Below are 18,642 nucleotides of genomic sequence, written 5' to 3' on the forward strand. Positions count from 1 at the left end.
CGAGGCCGCCTGCTCCTGCGCCGACGCCCGGATCTCCGCCGCCGCCGCGTTCAGGTCGGCCGTCGCCGCCCGGTTGGTCCGCGCAAGCTCCGAAAGCCCCGAAACCATCGCGTTCAGCGTCCCCGCTAGACGACCGACCTCGTCCTGCCCGCGGTTCTCCAGCCGGCCCGACAGGTCGCCGTCCCCGACCCGGCCCACGAAGGCCATGACGGTCTCCAGGGGGCGCACCACCGCGCGGCTGATCAGCCACGTGATCAGGATCGCCAGCAGCACCGCAGCGGCGAGGGTCAGGTAGATCGAGAGGCGCGAGCGGTCGTAGACCTGTTGGACGGCGCGCTGACCCAGGGCCATGCCGCCATCGAGCAGGCTCCTGAGAGTCTTGATCCCATCGAGGAAGGGCGCTTGGAGGCGGGTGATCTCGTCGTTGCGGGCCTCCACCGCGGCGGCATCCCGCGCGGCGATGGCGGCGAACTGCAGCTCGCTGAGGCTCCTGACGTCCCGGAAGGCGCGCTGGACCTCGCCGACCGCCGTGATGATCCGATCCCAAGACGCGACGCGCTCGGGGGAGGCCGAGGCAGCCCGGTACTCGGTGGCGAGCTGGACCGTGGTGGCGAGGCGATTCTCCACCTGGGTGGCGGTCTGGCGCCACGCGGCCGCGATGTCGTCCGTGCGGGCCGGCCGCCCCTGGCTCTGGGTCAGCATGGCGATCACGGCGCTGCGGCGGAGGAGCCCGAGGTCGCGGGCCTCGTTGCCGAGGTCGTCGAGCTGGCGCAGCACGGTCATGTCCCGCCGCACGATCGCGTCGGTCGTGTCGCGCACCGCCCCGATCTGCTCCAGCGCGTAGAGCCCGAGCGCCATGATCACCACCGTGACGGCGAAGAAGCCGAGGAGGATGCGTCGTCCGATCGACAGAATCACGGGCTGGGCTGGCTCCGGTTTGGGGATGCGGGGGCCGTCAGGGCAGGGCGCGGCGCAGGAGGCGGGGCAGGTCGACGATGACGAAATCCGGGCCGCTGCCGCCCGCCGCCCCGGGGGCATAGCCCGAAGTCGCTTCGTTGCCCAACCCGTCGGGATCGGCGGCAGCCGGCGGGCTGACGGCGGCGGAACCGGGGGCGCGGGCGATCCCCAGCACCCGGTCGACCGCCAGGGCGATGGGCTGGTGGGCCGGGGCCCCGCGCAGCACCACGAGATGCCCCGTCTCGGTCTCGGAATCTGGCCGGCCGAGGGCCCGGGCCAGGCCGAGGACGCCGACGATCCGGCCCGAGAGGGCGATGAGGCCGATCAGCGCCGGCACCGCGCCCGGCATGGGCGTGCTGGGCCGCATCGGCAGGATCTGCGCGACGGCCGTCAGGGGCAGGCCGTAGCGCTCGCCGCCGCAGGCGCAGACGAGGTGCTCGAGGCCGGCATCGGAGGACGCCGCGGCGACGCCGCGCCGGGCCAGCGCCGCGGTGCGCTCGGCCCGGAGGTCCCGCTCCGTGCGGGGCCGCGTCGGCGCGCGGCCCGCCTGCGGGCTCGGGGTTGCCTCCATCAGGATCTCCTGCTGCCGCGGTCGAGGGCGGCGCGGGCCGCGGATGCGCCGGCGGCGATCTCCCCGGCGGACGCGCCGTCGCCCTCGGGCAGCGCCGTATCCGGCCCGAGAACCTGGATCAGGGCTTGGCTGAGGGCGATGGCGTTGTCGAGGGCGCGGGCGGCATCGGCCGGACGGCCGCGCGCGATCAGGAGCAGCCCGAGATGGTAGTGGGCCATCACGAAGCCCCGGTCGAGGTAGAGGGCCGCCCGCAGCGCCCGTTCGGCCTCCGCGTCGCGGCCGAGGGTCCGGGCGAGGAGGCCCTCGTAGAAGCGCAGGCCGGAATCGGTCGGGTCACGGTCGAGGGCGCGGCGCAACGCCCGCCAGGCGGCGCCGGTCTCCCCGGCATCCGCGAGGATGCGGATCCGGTCGAGGACGGCGTCCGAGTCCTCCGCGGGGTCCACGGGCTCGGCGCGGTCGGGCGGGTCATCCGGTGGGCGCGCCGACGCGACGGCCGGTGCGGCTTCGCGCGGCGCCGGCTCGTCGGCCGGCATCACCGGGGATTCGCCACCGGGGCCGGCCGATGCGTCCCGATCCGCCACGTCCGCGCCGCGGCCGCCCGGCGGCCTTTCCGGCTGGGCCGGTCCGGCCGGCGGGGCGAGGGGCGGCGGCGCCTCCGACCGGGCGCGATAGGCCACCGTCCCGGGCAGGCTGACGGCGTCGAGGAATCCCGAGAAGGCCGGGCTCGGCTCGGCGTGGCCGAGGAGCAGCCAGCCGTCCTCCTTGAGCCGGCGGGCCAGGCCGCGCACCACGGCCGCGACCGTCCGGGCGTCGAAATAGATCAAGACGTTGCGGCACAGGATCAGGTCGTATCGCTCGCCCTCCGGCCGCACCGGTTCGACGAGCGTCAGCAGGTTGCCGCGCTCGAACCGCACCAGACCGCGATATTCCGGGCGCAGGGCGTAGCCGCCCTCCCGCCGGATCCCGGGGGCGGCGGGCAGCCGGGTGAAGTAGCGCAGCCGCTCCGCCGGCGGCATCGTGCGCAGGGCCCAGCGGCCGTACTCGGCGGAGCGGGCGACCGCGAGCGCCTCGTGGCTGATATCGGTGCCGAGGATCGAGACCCGCCAGTCGGGCAGCGCGTCGCCGAGGAGTTCCTGGACCAGGATCGCCAGGGAGTACGGCTCGGCCCCCGTCGAGCAGCCTGCACTCCAGATCCGCAGCACGCGCTCGGAGGCCCGGGCCGCGATCAGCGCCGGCAGGATCCGCACGCGGAGCGCCTGGAACTGCTCGGCATAGCGGAAGAAGAACGTCTCGCCGACGGTGATCTCGGCTTCCAGGCGCGCCCATTCCGCCTCGCCCAGCACCGCGTCCGACAGGAGGGCGGCGTAGGCCGCGCAATCGGCCGCCGCGGCGTCGCGGAAGCGCCGGCGCAGACGCTCGATCAGCAGATCGTCCTTGTCGGCATAATAATGGTGACCGGTGCGCGCGATGATCCGCGTCTTCAGGGCCGCGTAGGCGGGATCGGCACCCGGATCGGGGCGGGGAGGACCCGGACGGGGCATCGCGGGGTCAGACGGGCTCGGGCAGGGCGGCGAGGCGATCGGCGGCGGTCCGCGACAGCGCCGCGACCCGGGTCCGTTCCTCGACGGTCATGAGGCGCTCCGGCGCCAGGGCATGGATCAGGCGCTCGCCGAGGACGAGTTCGGCCGCGACGCAGCCATTGAAGGTCCCCGATTCGACCACGGGGCGGATCGCGTCCGCGGGCACGGTGACGAGGTCGGCGGCCCGGTCGACGCGATAGGCGAGTCCCTCGCCGCGGGTGAGGACGAGATGCGCGTACCGGCCGGGCTCGGCGGCGTCCGATCGGAGCCCGAGCAGGGCCGCGAGGTCGATCACCGGGACCGGGCGCCCGCCGAGATTCAGGAAGCCGACGAGCCAGCCGCCCGCGGCGGGCGGGCAGTGGAGGTCCGGCAGCGGCAGCACTTCCGCGACCGCGGCCCGGGGCAGGGCGCAGGGCGTGCCCGCCACGTCGAGGAGGAGATAGGCCGAACCGCTGCTGGGCAACGCCACCCCTCCCTGTCCTTGCCCGGTCCGAGCCGGGTCGCGACATAGGCCGAGTTGGTGCCGGCGGCAATCGCCCGCTCCCCCGCCCGATCCCCGCGACCGGACGCGGGGAACCAAGTCTCGCCTCAGCCGCTTATTTTCCGACGCAGCGGCAACGCTCCCGACAAGGGGCGGTGCCTCGCCTGCGCCGGTCTATGCCAGGGATTGACGATGAGGAAACTTCTTTTGGCCGCCGCGTCGCTGACGCTCCTGGCGGGCTCCGCCTACGCCCAGGGCAACGCGCCCTACAACAATTCCGGCTCGCAGGCCGGCGGCCCGCGCGGCGGCATGGAGCGCGCCGGCGAGGGTGCGGCGATGGAGCAGGGCGCTGCGCCGGCGCCCCGGCCCATGATGCGCAAGCGCATGAAGCACAAGCGGATGCGCCACCATCACCGGATGCATCACCAGATGTGATCGGTCCCGCTTCGCCGCCGAAGGGCGGCCGAGCCCGAACGATCCGGCCTGTCGCATCCGCGGCAGGCCTTTTTCATGTCCGATCCTCCGCGCCCCTGCCGGAACCATAATTCCTCTCGATGGTACCGACGCCGATCAGGACGGGGTCTTGCCGGCCACGCGCGCACAGGCCAGGTTCGTTCGCGCACCGCCTCCGTCGAACGCAATCACAAGATGTTCGAAAACGAACATCGCCGCATGGAAGGCGGGCCGACGATCGGTCCAGGGACAGCTTTGAGGGGTAATCGATGTCGCGACCGCTCGACCGCAGGTCCGAGGACAGGATCGAGGCGACGGGAGTCGAGGGGCGGCGCAGCGCCATCGTGGCGGCGGTGCGCCAGCGGGGCTTCGTCACCATCGAGGCGCTCGCCGCGCAGTTCGGTGTCACCGTCCAGACGATCCGCCGCGACCTCAACGAGCTGAGCGCCGAGGGCCGGCTCGAACGCTACCGCGGCGGCGGCGGCCTGCCCTCGAGCGTCGAGAACATCGACTACGCCGACCGCCGGGTGACCCTGCTGCCGGAGAAGACCCGGATCGCGCGCCTGGCGGCGAGCCGGATCCCGTCGCATTGCTCGGTCTTCATCAACATCGGCACGACCGCGGAAGCGGTCGCCCGGGAGCTGACCCGGCACGACGACCTCAGCATCATCACCAACAACCTCAACGTCGCCCTGTCGCTGGCCGAGGCCACGGAGTTCCGGATCGTGGTGGCGGGGGGCACCGTGCGCAACCGCGACGGGGCCGTGCTCGGCCAGCTCACCTGCGACACGCTCAGCCAGTTCCGGGTCGACGTGGCGGTGATCGGAATCAGCGGGATCGACGCGGACGGGGCGCTCCTGGACTACGATTACGAGGAGGTGCGGGCGACGCAGACCATCCTGGCCCATGCCCGGAAAACCTTCCTGGTGGCCGACCACACCAAGTTCACCCGCCGGCCGATGGTCCAGGTCGGGCGGCTCGACCAGATCGACACGTTCTTCACCGACCGGCAGCCCCCGCCCGAGATCGCCGCCCTGCTCGGGCGGCTGGGCGTCGCCCTGGTGATCGCCGGGGCGGCGGACGAACCGTAACGAACACGCGTTTTTTCGCTTGCGAAAATTCGCGGCCGGCTCAATATAGTTCCAACCCGCCGCGAGGGCGGGATTGGAGGACCCATGGCGGCAGCAACGCGCCAGCGCGAGCCGGCCGACGCCTACGACCTTTTGGTCATCGGCGGCGGCATCAACGGCACCGGCATCGCCCGGGACGCCGCCGGCCGCGGCCTGTCGGTCCTGCTGGCCGAACGCGGGGACTTGGCCGGCTTCACCTCCTCGTCCTCGACGAAGCTGATCCACGGCGGCCTGCGCTACCTGGAATATTACGAGTTCCGGCTCGTCCGGGAGGCGCTGGCGGAGCGCGAACGGCTGCTGCGGCAGGCGCCCCACGTGATCTGGCCGCTGCGCTTCGTGCTGCCCCACGACGAGGGCCTGCGCCCGGCCTGGATGCTGCGGCTCGGCCTGTTCCTGTACGATCATCTCGCGCGGCTGCGGACGTTGCCGGGCTCGACCTCGGTGGACCTCCGCCGCTCGGCTTACGGCGCCCCGCTGCAGAAGCGGCTGACCCGCGGCTTCGTCTATTCCGACTGCTGGGTCGAGGACAGCCGCCTCGTGGTCCTCAACGCCATGGACGCCCGCGAGCGCGGCGCCACGGTCCTCACGCGCACGGGCGTCGTCTCGGCGCGGCGCGCGGGTGACGGCTGGATTGCGACCCTGCGCGACGAGCGCAGCAACGCCGAGCGGACCGTCCGGGCCAAGGCCGTGGTCAACGCCGCCGGCCCCTGGGTCAGCGCGACGCTGGGCGGCACGCTCGGCATCAACAGCCGCGCTGCGGTGCGCCTGATCAAGGGCAGCCACATCGTGGTCAAGCGCCTGTTCGACGGCGACCAGGCCTACATCCTGCAGCAGCCCGACAAGCGCATCATCTTCGCGATCCCCTACGAGCGCGACTTCACCCTGATCGGCACCACCGACGTGCCCTATGACGGCGAGCCCGGACCGGTCTCGATCTCCCCGGAGGAGACCGACTACCTCTGCGGCTGCATCAACCGCTCCTTCGACGCGACGATCACCCCGGCCGACGTGGTCTGGAGCTATTCGGGCGTGCGCCCCCTCTACGACGACGCGGCCGAGAACGCCTCCGCCGTGACCCGCGACTACGTCCTCGACGTGGAGGACCAGGGCGGCAAGGCGGCGGTGCTGTCGGTCTTCGGCGGCAAGATCACCACCTACCGGCGCCTGGCCGAGCATGCGCTGGACAAGCTGGCCCCGTATTTCCCGGCGCTCAAGACGCCCTGGACCGGCGACGCGGTGCTGCCCGGCGGCGCCATGACGAACGCGGATTTCGACCCGTTCCTCGCCGAGTTCCGGGCGGAAAAGCCGTTCCTGCCGGAGGAGACCGCGCGCCGGCTCGCCCGCGCCTACGGCACCCGGGCGCGGGATATCGTCGGCACGGCGCAGTCCCTGGCCGATCTCGGCGAGGCCTTCGACGGCGGGCTCACGGCGGCCGAGGTCGATTACCTCCGGACCGCGGAATGGGCCGTCACCGCGGAGGACATCCTGTGGCGGCGCTCGAAGCTCGGCCTGCGCACGGGCGCGGAGAGCGCCGCCCGGCTCTCCGCTTATCTCGACCGCAGGGCCGAGGCGGCCTGATTTTTTCGGACCCGAGCCGGCGAGAGACCGGTCGGGCTTAACACGGGAGGGAACGATGAGCCGTTACGTCGGGGCCATCGACCAGGGCACCACGAGCAGCCGATTCATCGTGTTCGACCGCGCGGGCAGCGTCATCACGCTCGCCCAGGCCGAGCACGCGCAGATCTACCCGGCCCCCGGCCATGTCGAGCACGACGCCGCCGAGATCTGGACCAAGACGCAAGGGGTGATGCGCGCGGCGCTGGAGAAGGGCGGGCTCCAGCCCTCCGATCTCGCCGCGGTGGGCATCACCAACCAGCGCGAGACCACGCTGATCTGGGACCGGCGCACCGGCAAGCCCCTGCACAACGCCCTGGTGTGGCAGGACACCCGCAACGACCGGCTGGTGGCCGAGTTCGCCCGCGACGGCGGCCGCGACGGCGGCCGCGACCGATTCCGCGACCTCACCGGCCTGCCGCTGGCGAGCTATTTTTCGGGGCTCAAGCTGCGCTGGCTCCTCGACCACGTGGACGGCGCCCGGGAGAAGGCCGAGGCCGGCGACGTGCTGTTCGGCAACATCGACACGTGGCTGGTCTGGAACCTCACCGGCGGCACCGAGGGCGGCCTCCACGTCACCGACGTGACCAATGCCAGCCGCACGCAGCTCATGTCGCTCAAGACCCTGGACTGGGACGACGGCATGCTGGCGGCCTTCGGCATCCCGCGGGCGATGCTGCCCCGGATCGCCTCGTCGAGCGAGGTCTACGGCGAGACCCGGGCGCCGTTTTCGGGCGTGCCGATCGCTGGCATCCTCGGGGACCAGCAGGCGGCCCTGTTCGGCCAAACCTGCTTCAGCCCGGGTGAGGCCAAGAACACCTACGGCACCGGCTGCTTCGCGCTGATGAACACTGGCACCGAGCCGGTCCCGTCGAAGGCCGGCCTCGTCACCACGCTCGCCTACCGGCTCGACGGCCAGAAGCCGGCCTACGCCCTCGAAGGCTCTATCGCCATCACGGGTGCCCTCGTGCAGTGGCTGCGCGACAACCTGCACATGATCAAGGATTCCGCGGAGGTCGAGACCCTCGCCACCACCGTCGAGGACAATGGCGGCGTCTATTTCGTGCCGGCCTTCTCGGGCCTCTACGCCCCGCACTGGAACGAGGGCGCCCGCGGCCTGATCATCGGCCTGACCCGCTACGTCAACCGCGGCCACATCGCCCGCTCGGTGCTGGAGGCGACCGCCTTCCAGACCCGCGAGGTACTGCAGGCGATGGCCCAGGATTCCGGCATCCCGGTCAAGGAACTCCGCGCCGATGGCGGCATGGTCGCCAACACCACGCTGATGCAGTTCCAATCCGACCTGCTCGACGTGCCGGTGGTGCGCCCGAAGGTGGCCGAGACCACCGCGCTCGGCGCCGCCTACGCGGCCGGCCTCGCCGTCGGCTATTGGAAGGGCATCGACGACCTCAAGGGCAACTGGGGCGTCGACAAGCGCTGGACGCCGAAGATGGATGCCGGCCAGCGCGAAAAGATCGCCGCCGCCTGGGGCCGGGCGGTGCAGCGCTCCTTCGACTGGAAGCGCGACGAGGATTGAGGAGGACGGGCCCCTTTCCCACGCCCCTCTGCGGGCTACCGCCGACCCGGGCCGGGGCGCTGTCGCTCCTGCAAACCGCAACGCCCCCCCCCTCTCCCGTGCAGGAGAGGGGGGACCTGCGCCGGTCATGAGTCATGCCGTTGCCTGCTCAAAGATGGAGCCCTGTGTGGGCGTAGCTCTGCGAGGGAGGGCGGGCGCCAAGCCGGAGACCGGTACGCAACCACCGGGCCTCGCGCACTGCGCGGGGCCGGAACTGTCAAAAGCAACAACAATTGGGGGGAGACCAAACCATGACCTCACCATTCCTGGGCGAATTCCTGGGCACGATGACGCTGATCGTGCTGGGGGACGGCATCGTCGCCGGCGCTCTGCTGAAGCGCTCGAAGGCCGAGAACGCCGGCTGGATCGCCATCACCGCCGGCTGGGCCTTCGCTGTGCTCGCCGGGATCTTCGTCGCCACCGCCACCGGCAGCCCGGACGCGCATCTCAACCCGGCCGTGACCGTGGCCGGCGCCGTCAGTTCGGGGGATGTCTCGAAGCTCGCGGTCTACGTGCCGGCGCAGATGCTCGGCGCCTTCGTGGGCGCGGCGATCGTCTGGCTGCACTACCTGCCGCACTGGGCGGCGACCCCGGAACAGGACCTGAAGCTCGCCTGCTTCTGCACCGGGCCGGCGATCCGGGACGCCAAGGCCAACTGGACCTCGGAGATCATCGCCACCTTCTTCCTGATCCTCACCATCTCGGCGCTGGTGACCAACACCCTGGGCGCCAGCGGCGCCATCCCGCGGGGCGTCGCGCCCTACATGGTCGGCATGCTGGTCTGGGGCATCGGCCTCTCGCTCGGCGGCACCACCGGCTACGCCATCAACCCCGCCCGCGACCTCGGGCCGCGCATCGCCCACGCGGTGCTGCCGATCGCCGGCAAGGGCTCCTCCGACTGGGGCTACGCGCTGATCCCGGTGGCCGGCCCGGTGGTCGGGGCAGCGCTGGCGGGGCTGCTGGTGCGGGGGCTCGGGATCTGACGGAACCGTTACACCCTCAACCGCCGCATGGCGTCCCGGCGTCGCGGCGGTTTGCGGCGCGGGGCCGGGCGCCTTAAGTCAAGGCGATCCCGACCGCGCCCCCGGGCGCTTCCCCGCGGTGTGGCAGCCCCCGACCCATGGCCGTCGTCCTCGACATCCTGACGAACGATCCGCGCGCCGCGCGGCTGCGCCACCCGGAGAAGGCCCACCGGCCCGACCAGCCGGTCCAGGCCAAGAAGCCGGACTGGATCCGCGTCAAGGCGCCCGGCTCCAAGGCCTGGACCGAGACCCAGAAGATCGTGCGCGAGCACGGCCTCGTCACGGTCTGCGAGGAGGCCGGCTGCCCGAATATCGGCGAGTGCTGGGAGAAGCGCCACGCCACCTTCATGATCATGGGCGACACCTGCACGCGGGCCTGCGCCTTCTGCAACGTCCGCACCGGCCTGCCCGACGCCCTCGACGCCCTGGAGCCGGAAAAAATCGGCGACTCGGTGGCCAAGCTCGGGCTGCACCACGTGGTCATCACCTCGGTGGACCGGGACGACCTGAAGGATGGCGGCGCCCAGCATTTCGCCCGGACCATCGCGGCGATCCGGCGGGCGAGCCCCGGCACGACGGTGGAGATCCTGACGCCGGACTTCCTGCGCAAGGACGGGGCGCTCGAGGTCGTGGTCGCGGCCAAGCCCGACGTGTTCAACCACAACTTGGAGACGGTGCCGGCCAAGTACCTGACGGTGCGGCCCGGCGCCCGCTACTTCCACTCGGTGCGCCTGCTCCAGCGGGTGAAGGAGCTCGACCCGACGATCTTCACCAAGTCCGGCATCATGGTCGGGCTCGGCGAGGAGCGGAACGAGGTGCTCCAGCTCATGGACGACCTGCGCTCGGCCGAGGTCGATTTCCTCACCATCGGCCAGTACCTGCAGCCGTCCAAGAAGCACCATGAAGTGGTGCGCTTCGTGCCGCCGGACGAGTTCAAGACCTACGAGACCACCGCCTACGCCAAGGGCTTCCTGCTGGTCTCGGCGACGCCGCTCACCCGCTCGTCGCACCATGCCGGCGAAGACTTTGCCAAGCTTCGGGCGGCCCGGCTCGCCAAACATGCGTCCTCGCACGCCCCCGCCCTCTCGGCCTGAGCACGTCGGAACAGAAATGCCGTCCTTCCGGGTTACCCGCGTGGTGCGGCATTCGCCGCAGCAGATGTATGATCTCGTCGCCGATGTGGAGCGCTACCCGGAGTTCCTGCCGCTGTGCGAATCCCTGCGGGTGATCCGCCGCCAGGATGTCCAGCATCAGGACATGCCGGAGGGCGGGCAGGTGCTGATCGCCGAGATGGGCGTCGGCTACAAGGCGATCCGCGAGCGCTTCACCACCCGGGTCAGCCTGGATCCGGCGCACCACAAGATCGTCGCCGAGTATATCGACGGCCCGTTCCGCCACCTCGAGAACCGCTGGTCGTTCAAGGAGGCGCCGAACGGCGGTTGCGCCGTCGACTTCTTCATCACCTACGAGTTCAAGAGCCGGACCCTCGGGTTGCTGATGGGTACGATGTTCGACCGCGCCTTCCGCAAGTTCACCGACGCCTTCGAGGGCCGGGCGGACCGGATCTACGGAGCCGCTTGAGCGGTCACAGCCGTCATGCCGCCGGCAGGATTCCATGCCGGCGGCCTGGAGCGGGGGACCACCTGGACACGGGAAAGCGCCCCAGGCGGACGCACCCCAGCAGAGCAAGTGCTGATATTATATTGATTTTATATTCGTATTTTTGCAAATTCCATTCTGTTTCTGACGAGCTTTACTCTCTCTCCTACAAAATCTCTCTAAAACTTCCGCCGCCGTCGAATTCACATCTCCGCCCCCCGACACCGAGCCAGGCCACGGACGCACGCCATCTGCGACTGCGCCGAGAGCGGCGGGAATTGGCCTCGCGATACGGACACGCTCTCGCCGCCATGGCCCTTGCGCTGATGGCCACGCACGCCCTGTCGTCATGCAGCGACGCCGACGACATCCGCCCCGCGGAGGCGCCCTCCGAGGGAGCGGCCGCCCGAAGCCCGGCCAGCACGGTCCCGTATGAGGACCGGTTCAGCGACGCATGCAAAATGCGTATCGTCCGATCGGATCGACGTCCATCTCTTGGGCTGACGCCCTCGATGGAGATCCGTCGTGCCGAGACATCCCTCCCGGCTGGGATGTGACGATCCTGACCAACCTCTGCACCAAACCGGTGCCGAACACGCCCAGCCGCGCCCTCGGTGCCCACCCGTCCCCGAACATGTCCGACGGTGACCCACCCCATCGGACTCGCAGCGTGGTCGAGGATGGCAGGCGGATGGACCCGACATCCGGCTTTTCCGCATCCCATGCCCAGGGCCGGGGGGACGGGCTGCAGATGGTATTCCTGAACTCTGAACGGATCGGCTGGCGCCTTTACTGACCGCGGCGGCAGACCGGCGGTGCGGTGTCGGCTTCGAGGATCGGCGAGCCCGACATCCGCCCCCCGAGCGGGCCCGACTGCCACACCGCCCTGAGATTAAGGTCTCCGCGGCATAGACCGGGCGACCGACTTGACAAAGACATCCATCTGGGACAGCCGCTTTTCAGTAATTGTACACCCTGCATGTTCCTTTGATGAACATCTGAATTAAATTAGCATAATCAATAAGTAATTACGCGCTACCAGGAAATTATTGTATCGGTCATAGTCGTCGACCCGGCACGCACGCTGCGACCGTCAACTTTACAGATCCATCAACCCATGCCAGCAGATCGCGCGGTGACCGGATCCAATCTGGCGCTGTATTTTCAGTTGTTGGGGGTTATACCATGAAATACGGGGAGACACTGTTCGCCATCCCGCTCGCCATAGCGGCCATGACGGCCCTGTCGGCCTGCAACAGCACGGGATCGAATTCCGCGCCGGTGACGGCCGCCGCCGGCGCGGCCCCCGCGGCAGGCGCCGTCGTCCTGGCCGGCGACCGGTTCAGCCCGTCCTTCATCCACGCTCATCTCAAGGTCAGGCGCACCACGGTCGGCGAGGTCCTGGCGCTGTACGGGCCTCCGGCGAGCCGGGACAACGTCGCCTCCCCGTCGGGAGACCGCAGCGTCATGACCTATATCCGGCCCGAGGCGGTGAAGTCTGGGGTCGGTGAAACCCTCGGCGTCATCGCGTCCCTGACTCCCCTCGGGTCGAGCGCGGGCGAAGCCCTCTACCGGGCAGGCAGCGCCGTCGACGGTGTCGAGACCATCGCCGCCGCCTCGGCGGCCCAATCCGCCAAGGCCCGGGGCGCCGGCAACAGGCTGGAGTTGATCTTCGTGAACGACCGTCTGGCCGATTGGCACCTGCTGTAGGCGTCGTGCGGGCCGGCAGGGCGGTCACCACGGGTTAGGGACTGCCCTGCGCGTGCACGTGCTCCGGCCGCACGCCCATCCCGATGATCCGGGCGGGCAGGGCCTGGAGCGGCGGCAGCGCGTCGAGGATCCGGAGCGCCAGGGGCGCCCGGAACGGGGCGTGCGCCGCCAGCGAGGCCGCGATCACCCGGGACTGGATCACCCGCTGGAGCGCCTGGGTCACTCGCACCGGGAACATCCGCCGGGCCTGGACCCGGGCGAGGACGGCCTCGGCCACCGGCCCGGAGCGCAGGGGCCCGGCTAGTATGTTGACCGCCGCCACCGCATCCTGGATCGCCAGGTTGATCCCGACCCCGCCCACCGGCGACATGGCGTGGGCGGCATCGCCGATGCAGAGCAGGCCGGGCCGGTGCCAGCGGTCCAGCCGGTCGACCGTGACGGTCAGGAGCTTGACGCAGTCCCAGTCGGAGATGGAATCGGTGCGGTCGGCCAGGAACGGCGCGATCTCGGCGACCACCGCCCGGAAGGCCGACAGGCCCCCGGCGCGCAGGGCCGCGTCGCCGCCCTTCGGCACCACGTAGGCGCATTGCCAGGCATCGCCCCGGTCGAGGGTGATCAGGATGCGTCCCGGCCCGAAGCGTCCGGCCGCCGCCTCCGGGTCGCCGTCCCGGCGCGGCAGGCGGAACCACAGGACGTCGATCGGGGCACCGAAGGCGCGGGGCGTGAACCCGGCGCGCTCGCGCATCCCTGAGTGGCGCCCGTCCGCGCAGAGCACCAGATCGGCACGGACCTCCACCGGCCCGTCCGGCCCCTCGGCCCGCACGCCCGCGACCCGGCCCTCGGCCGCGATGAGGTCGCGAGCCTCGGTCCGGCGGATCAATTGGAACCCCGGATAGCCGGCCGCTTCACCGGCCAAAAAGTCCAAAAAATCCCATTGCGGCATGAAGGACAGGAAGCGGTTGCGGGTCGGCAGCCGGCTGAAATCGGCAACCCGATAGCTTCGGCCGTTCACGACGCCGGAGAAGTGCTCGACGCGCCGCTGGGGCAGGGCGTGGAAGCGCTCGGACAGGCCAAGTTCGTCCATCAGGTCGAGGGTGGAGGGATGGATCGTGTCGCCGCGGAAATCACGCAGGAAATCCGCGTGCTTCTCCAGCACGGTGACGGCGAGCCCGGCGCGGGCGAAGAGCAGCCCGGCCATCATCCCGGCGGGGCCGCCGCCGACGATGCAGAGGCGGGTCGTCACCGTCTCCATGGACCGTCCCTCCATCGTCAGGCCCCGAGGGCCTCCTCCAGGAGACCGAGGGCGTCGGCGACGGCGGCCCGGCGGACGCCCGCGCGCCCGAGATCGCCGTAGCGCCGCTCCAGATGGCGCACGCCGCCATCCCCCAGGGCGAGCCCGAAATGGACCAGCCCGACCGGCTTCTCGGCGCTGCCGCCGCCGGGGCCCGCGATACCGGTGATCGCCACCGCCACGGAGGCCCGGGAGGCGGAGAGCGCCCCCGCGGCCATCGCCCGCGCCACCGGCGCGCTGACGGCGCCGTGCTGGTTGATGAGGTCCATCGGCACGCCGATCGCCTCGGCCTTGGCGGCGTTCGAGTAGGTGACGAACCCGCGCTCCAGGACGGCAGAAGAGCCCGGCACGGCGGTGAGCAGGCCGGCCACGAGGCCGCCGGTGCAGGATTCGGCCGTGGCGACCGTGCGGCCGGCCGCCGCGTAGGCCGCCACCAGCGCCTCCGCGCGTGCGAGAAGCTCTGCGTCGTCGATCATCGCGAACGGGCTCCCCTCGGGCGCCGTCGCCCTATCTCGTGTTGTGACGTATGGCCGGTGCCGGCTCAAGGACCGGCAGGCTCCACAGGAGACACGACGCGATGATCTTCCCCGCGACCACGGCGCTCTACGGCGCGCTGCTCGCCCTGGTGTATCTCGGCCTTTCTGGCTGGGTCATGGCGAGCCGGGTCTCCGGCAACGTGCTGTTCGGTGACGGGGGTGACGCGGCGCTGCTCAAACGGGCCAGGTCGCACGCCAACTTCTCGGAATACGTGCCCCTGACGCTGATCCTCGTCGGTCTGCTGGAGGCGGGGGGCGCCGGCCACGGGCTCGTACAGGGCCTGCTGGTCGCCCTCCTGGTCGGACGGATCCTGCACCCGATCGGCATGTTCGCGGCCCCGAACTCCCCGCGCCAGTTCGCCTGCCGGGGCGGCGGCATCCTGCTGACCCTCGCGGCGCTGGGCATCGCCGCCATCGCGCTGCTGCTGCGGGTGGCCTGAGCCTCACCCCTGGCGCATGGCGGTTTCCGCCTCGGCGTCGAGTGCGGGGCCGTCCTCCTCCGGGAGCCGAACCGTCGCGGCGGCCTGGGCGGCGAGCCCCTCCGCCCGGCCGACGAAGCCGAGCTTCTCGGTGGTCGTCGCCTTGATGGAGACCGCCGTCAGCGGCACGCCCGCGATGGCGGCGATGCGCGCCCGGATCGCCTCCCGGTGCTGGCCGATCCGCGGTGCTTCGGCCAGCACGGTGATGTCGAGGTGGTCGATCCGGCCGCCCCGGGCGCGGACCAGCCCGCAGGCATGGGCCAGGAACTGATCGGACGAGGCCCCGCGCCAGCGCTCCTCGGAGGGCGGGAAGTGGGTGCCGATATCACCGTCCGCGATGGCGCCGAGCAGGGCGTCGGTCAGCGCGTGCAGGGCCACGTCGCCGTCGGAATGGGCGAGCACCCCCCGGTCGGCCGGGATCTTCACGCCGCCGAGCCAGACATGGTCCCCGGTGGTGAAGGCGTGCACGTCGAATCCGGTGCCGACACGGGTGACGTAGGCGGTCATGGGGCGGGCTCCCGGCGCTGGGGTTTCGGCGGTGCCGGCCGCGAAGGCGCGGTCGGCCTCGATGAGGTCGGCGGGTTGGGTGATCTTGCGGTTGGCGACGTCGCCGGCGAACACCACCACCGGCAGGTCCGCCCATTCGGCGAGGGCGCCGTCGTCGGTGAAGCCGTCGAGCCCCGCCGCGGCGGCCGCGCGATGGGCGCCGAGCAGCGGGGCGAAGGCGAAGGCCTGCGGCGTCTGCACCGCGCGCAGATGCTCGCGGGGCGGGGTCTCATGAACCCGGCCGATGCCCGGGGCGATGTCGACGACGCGCTTGACCGTGTCGGTCACCGGCACGCCGGGCACGGCGGCGCCGTGGTCGCGCCCGGCCCCGATCGCCCGGGCGATCAGCGCCGCGTCGACGTAGGGGCGGGCGGCGTCGTGCACCAGCACGATCTCGGGCGCCGCGCCGGCGGCCAGGGCTTCGAGGCCGGCCCGGACGGAGAGCTGGCGCGTCGTGCCGCCCTCCACGGGCGCGGCGATTTTGTCTCGGAGTTCGGCGGCGAGTTCCGCGAGGCACTCCTGGAAGAACGCGGCCGCGTCGGTGGCGATCACCGGCTGGATCCGGTCGATGGAATCCTGAGCGGCGAGGGCGGCCAGCGTGCGGGTCAGGACCGCCTGACCGCCCACGCGCCGATACTGCTTGGGCGTACCGCCGCCGATGCGGATCCCGCGCCCGGCCGCCACCACCACCGCGGCGACGCCGGCCCCCGCGCGGGCGGGTCCATTGGCATGCGTGCCGGTGGCGGACATGGGCGGCAAACTCGTGGGATCTGGAGAGCAGGCTCGGGCCCGGACGCAGGCCAGACGGTCCGCCGATGCCCTGCCGGTGAGGATGCCCGTCGTTTAAGCGGGGGAGGGCCCGAAATCAACGCGTCGCCCCGCTTGCCAGCGGGCCGCGCTTGCCTCATTGTTGTGCAGAATGGCGACTGATCATTATTTGAGCGCGCTGCGCCGGGGACGACCCGTGGACGGGGAGGGGGAGCGCGCTCCGCTCTGCCTGCTCGCCCCCCTGTCCGGCGTCACCGACCTGCACATGCGCCGGATCGCCCGCCGCTGCGGCGCCGATGCCGTGGTCTCCGAGATGGTGGCGGCGCGCGAACTCGCCCGCGGCGCCGGCGAGGCGGTCCTGCGCGCGGAGGGCTCCGGCGTCGATCTCCACGTGGTCCAGCTCGCGGGCTGCGAGGTCGGGCCGATGGCCGAGGCCGCGCGGCTCGCGGAGGCCGGGGGCGCCGACGTGATCGACGTGAACATGGGCTGCCCGGCCAAGATCGTCACCGGGATCGCCTCGGGCTCGGCCCTGATGCGCGACCTCGACCACGCGACGCGGCTGCTCGCCGCGGTACGCGGGGCGGTCTCGGTGCCGGTGACGGTCAAGATGCGCCTGGGCTGGGACGATGCGAGTCGCAACGCCGCCGACCTCGCGGCCCGCGCCGAGCGCCTGGGGCTCAACGCCGTCACGGTCCACGGCCGGACCCGGCAGCAATTCTACACGGGCACGGCCGACTGGGCCGCGATCCGCGCGGTGGTGGAGGCGGTGTCGATCCCGGTGATCGCCAACGGGGACGTGACCGACCTCGCCAGCGCCCGCGCCTGCCTGGCGGAATCGGCGGCCGCGGGGGTGATGATCGGCCGGGCCGCCACGGGCCGTCCCTGGCTGGTCGGGCAGGTCGCGGCGGCGCTCGCCGGCCGGCCGGCCTCGGCGCCGTCGCGGGCCGAGCAGGCCGCCCTGGCGGCCGAGCATTATGCCGGGCTCCTGTCCCTCTACGGCCGCGCCATGGGCGTGCGCCACGCGCGCAAGCACCTCGCCGCCTACGCCGAGACCGGCGGGGGCCTGGACCCGGCGGAGCGTACCGCGCTCCTCACTACCGCCGATCCCGACGCCGCGCTGGCGCTGCTGGCCCGGGCCTTCGCCGGGGCGCAGGATCCGATCCGGGAGGCCGCATGAGCGATGAGCCCGTTCTGCAGGAGCCGGAGAGCCGGCGCGACACGGCCGCCGAGGCCGTGCTTAACGCCCTGCCGCTGCCGGTCCTGACCATCGGCGGCGACGAGCGGATCCTCCACTGCAACCACGCCGCGGAGGCGTTCTTCGACTATTCCGCGCGGCTGATGCAGCGCCGCCGCCTGCGCGACATCATCCCCTTCGCCTCCCCGATCATCGCCCTGGTGACCGAGGTGCGCCGCCGCCGCGCCAGCGTCAGCGAGTACCGGGTGGAGCTGACCCAGCCCCGGCTCGGGCTGGAGCGCAGCGTGGACGTGTTCGCGACCCCGCTGGGCGACGACGGCGACGCCGTGGTGATGATGCTCCAGGAGCGCACCATCGCCGACAAGATGAACCGCCAGCTCACCCATCGCGGCGCCGCGCGCTCGATGGTGGCGCTCGGCGCGATGCTGGCCCACGAGATCAAGAACCCGCTGGCCGGGATCCGCGGCGCCGCGCAGCTCCTGGAGAGCACCGGCGCCGAGGAGGACCGGCTGCTCACCCGGCTGATCTGCGACGAGTCCGACCGGATCGTCCGGATCGTCGAGCGCATGGAGCTGTTCGGCGACGAGCGTCCGGCCGATCGCGGCGCCGTCAACGTCCACGGGGTGCTCGACCAGGTGAAGCGCTCCGCGCAGTCGGGGTTCGCCCGGCACATCCGCTTCGTCGAGACCTACGACCCGTCGCTGCCGCCGGTGCTGGGCAGCCGCGACCAGCTGATCCAGGTGATCCTGAACCTCGTGAAGAACGCCGCCGAGGCGATCGGCCAGGACGCGGTCGAGGGCGAGATCACCCTGTCGACCGCCTTCCGGACCGGCCTGCGCCTCCAGGTGCCGGGCTCCCGGGAGCGGGTCAGCCTGCCGATCGAGGTCGCGATCCGCGACAACGGCCCGGGCATCTCGGCCGATCTCCTGCCCGACCTGTTCGACCCGTTCGTCACCACCAAGGCGCAGGGCTCCGGCCTCGGTCTTGCATTGGTGGCCAAGATCGTCGGCGATCACGGAGGCATCGTCGAGTGCGATCCCGCCCCCCGCCGCACGACGTTCCGCATCCTTCTGCCGATGTCGAGTGCCCGGGACGGGCGCGAATCGGCGGTCGACCCATGATCACGTTTTGTGA

Annotated in this window: 18 protein-coding genes; 11 read left to right on the top strand and 7 right to left on the bottom strand. The window is 71.6% G+C overall.

What is annotated here, in order from left to right:
- The 4 genes from MKK69_RS16670 to MKK69_RS16685 form a co-directional block, all read right to left on the bottom strand.
- Positions 1-918: HAMP domain-containing protein (locus MKK69_RS16670; protein ID WP_243969579.1), on the bottom strand; the 918-nt coding region annotated here is incomplete at its 3' end.
- A 37-nt stretch (positions 919-955) separates the two neighbouring features.
- Positions 956-1,528, bottom strand: a complete 573-nt coding sequence (locus MKK69_RS16675; protein WP_243969581.1) for a chemotaxis protein CheW — start codon at positions 1,526-1,528, stop codon at positions 956-958.
- Positions 1,528-3,069 (bottom strand): CheR family methyltransferase, encoded by a 1,542-nt coding sequence (locus tag MKK69_RS16680; protein ID WP_243969583.1) that lies wholly within the window; start codon positions 3,067-3,069, stop codon positions 1,528-1,530. Before MKK69_RS16680 ends, MKK69_RS16675 begins: the two co-directional genes overlap by 1 nt.
- 7 nt (positions 3,070-3,076) lie before the next feature.
- Positions 3,077-3,571, bottom strand: coding sequence for a chemotaxis protein CheW (locus MKK69_RS16685; protein ID WP_243969672.1), 495 nt, complete (start codon positions 3,569-3,571; stop codon positions 3,077-3,079).
- Positions 3,572-3,781: 210 nt separating this feature from the next.
- Between MKK69_RS16685 and MKK69_RS16690 the strand changes: the two genes are divergently transcribed.
- The 8 genes from MKK69_RS16690 to MKK69_RS16725 all read left to right on the top strand — a co-directional run bounded on the left by MKK69_RS16690 (position 3,782) and on the right by MKK69_RS16725 (position 12,693).
- Positions 3,782-4,024, top strand: coding sequence for a hypothetical protein (locus MKK69_RS16690; RefSeq protein WP_243969585.1), 243 nt, complete (start codon positions 3,782-3,784; stop codon positions 4,022-4,024).
- Between the two features lie 287 nt (positions 4,025-4,311).
- Complete coding sequence (locus MKK69_RS16695; protein ID WP_243969587.1) at positions 4,312-5,133, top strand: DeoR/GlpR family DNA-binding transcription regulator; 822 nt, start codon at positions 4,312-4,314, stop codon at positions 5,131-5,133.
- A gap of 84 nt (positions 5,134-5,217) precedes the next feature.
- On the top strand, positions 5,218-6,750 hold the full coding sequence (glpD, locus tag MKK69_RS16700; RefSeq protein WP_243969589.1) for a glycerol-3-phosphate dehydrogenase: 1,533 nt from the start codon (positions 5,218-5,220) through the stop codon (positions 6,748-6,750).
- Between the two features lie 55 nt (positions 6,751-6,805).
- Positions 6,806-8,323: a glycerol kinase GlpK gene (glpK, locus tag MKK69_RS16705; RefSeq protein ID WP_243969591.1), complete on the top strand. Its 1,518-nt coding sequence runs from the start codon at positions 6,806-6,808 to the stop codon at positions 8,321-8,323.
- A gap of 290 nt (positions 8,324-8,613) precedes the next feature.
- Positions 8,614-9,345: an MIP/aquaporin family protein gene (locus MKK69_RS16710; RefSeq protein WP_243969593.1), complete on the top strand. Its 732-nt coding sequence runs from the start codon at positions 8,614-8,616 to the stop codon at positions 9,343-9,345.
- Positions 9,346-9,482: 137 nt separating this feature from the next.
- The gene (gene lipA / locus MKK69_RS16715) at positions 9,483-10,478 is read left to right on the top strand and encodes a lipoyl synthase (protein ID WP_243969595.1); all 996 of its coding nucleotides are present in this window, start codon (positions 9,483-9,485) and stop codon (positions 10,476-10,478) included.
- A 16-nt stretch (positions 10,479-10,494) separates the two neighbouring features.
- Positions 10,495-10,965: a type II toxin-antitoxin system RatA family toxin gene (locus MKK69_RS16720; RefSeq protein WP_243969597.1), complete on the top strand. Its 471-nt coding sequence runs from the start codon at positions 10,495-10,497 to the stop codon at positions 10,963-10,965.
- Between the two features lie 1,203 nt (positions 10,966-12,168).
- Positions 12,169-12,693, top strand: a complete 525-nt coding sequence (locus MKK69_RS16725) for a hypothetical protein (protein ID WP_243969599.1) — start codon at positions 12,169-12,171, stop codon at positions 12,691-12,693.
- 34 nt (positions 12,694-12,727) lie between these two features.
- On the opposite strand, the gene MKK69_RS16730 is transcribed toward MKK69_RS16725, so the two are convergent.
- Both MKK69_RS16730 and MKK69_RS16735 read right to left on the bottom strand, forming a co-directional pair.
- Positions 12,728-13,945 (bottom strand): FAD-dependent oxidoreductase, encoded by a 1,218-nt coding sequence (locus tag MKK69_RS16730; RefSeq protein ID WP_243969601.1) that lies wholly within the window; start codon positions 13,943-13,945, stop codon positions 12,728-12,730.
- 17 nt (positions 13,946-13,962) lie between these two features.
- Positions 13,963-14,460, bottom strand: coding sequence for a CinA family protein (locus tag MKK69_RS16735; RefSeq protein ID WP_243969603.1), 498 nt, complete (start codon positions 14,458-14,460; stop codon positions 13,963-13,965).
- Between the two features lie 101 nt (positions 14,461-14,561).
- On the opposite strand from MKK69_RS16735, the gene MKK69_RS16740 reads away from it, so the two are divergent.
- The gene (locus MKK69_RS16740) at positions 14,562-14,960 is read left to right on the top strand and encodes an MAPEG family protein (protein ID WP_243969605.1); all 399 of its coding nucleotides are present in this window, start codon (positions 14,562-14,564) and stop codon (positions 14,958-14,960) included.
- Between the two features lie 3 nt (positions 14,961-14,963).
- On the opposite strand, the gene MKK69_RS16745 is transcribed toward MKK69_RS16740, so the two are convergent.
- Positions 14,964-16,295 carry a bifunctional 2-C-methyl-D-erythritol 4-phosphate cytidylyltransferase/2-C-methyl-D-erythritol 2,4-cyclodiphosphate synthase gene (locus tag MKK69_RS16745; protein WP_243969607.1) on the bottom strand — a complete coding sequence of 444 codons (1,332 nt, stop codon included), beginning with the start codon at positions 16,293-16,295 and terminating at the stop codon, positions 14,964-14,966.
- A gap of 169 nt (positions 16,296-16,464) precedes the next feature.
- Here MKK69_RS16745 and dusB point away from each other — a divergent pair, with 169 nt between their 5' ends.
- Together dusB and MKK69_RS16755 are read left to right on the top strand one after the other, a co-directional pair.
- Positions 16,465-17,490 (top strand): tRNA dihydrouridine synthase DusB, encoded by a 1,026-nt coding sequence (gene dusB, locus MKK69_RS16750; protein WP_243969609.1) that lies wholly within the window; start codon positions 16,465-16,467, stop codon positions 17,488-17,490.
- Positions 17,487-18,629, top strand: a complete 1,143-nt coding sequence (locus tag MKK69_RS16755; RefSeq protein ID WP_243969610.1) for a two-component system sensor histidine kinase NtrB — start codon at positions 17,487-17,489, stop codon at positions 18,627-18,629. Before dusB ends, MKK69_RS16755 begins: the two co-directional genes overlap by 4 nt.
- Positions 18,630-18,642 lie beyond the last annotated feature (13 nt).

Source organism: Methylobacterium sp. J-026 (assembly GCF_022829585.1).
GTDB lineage: Bacteria > Pseudomonadota > Alphaproteobacteria > Rhizobiales > Beijerinckiaceae > Methylobacterium.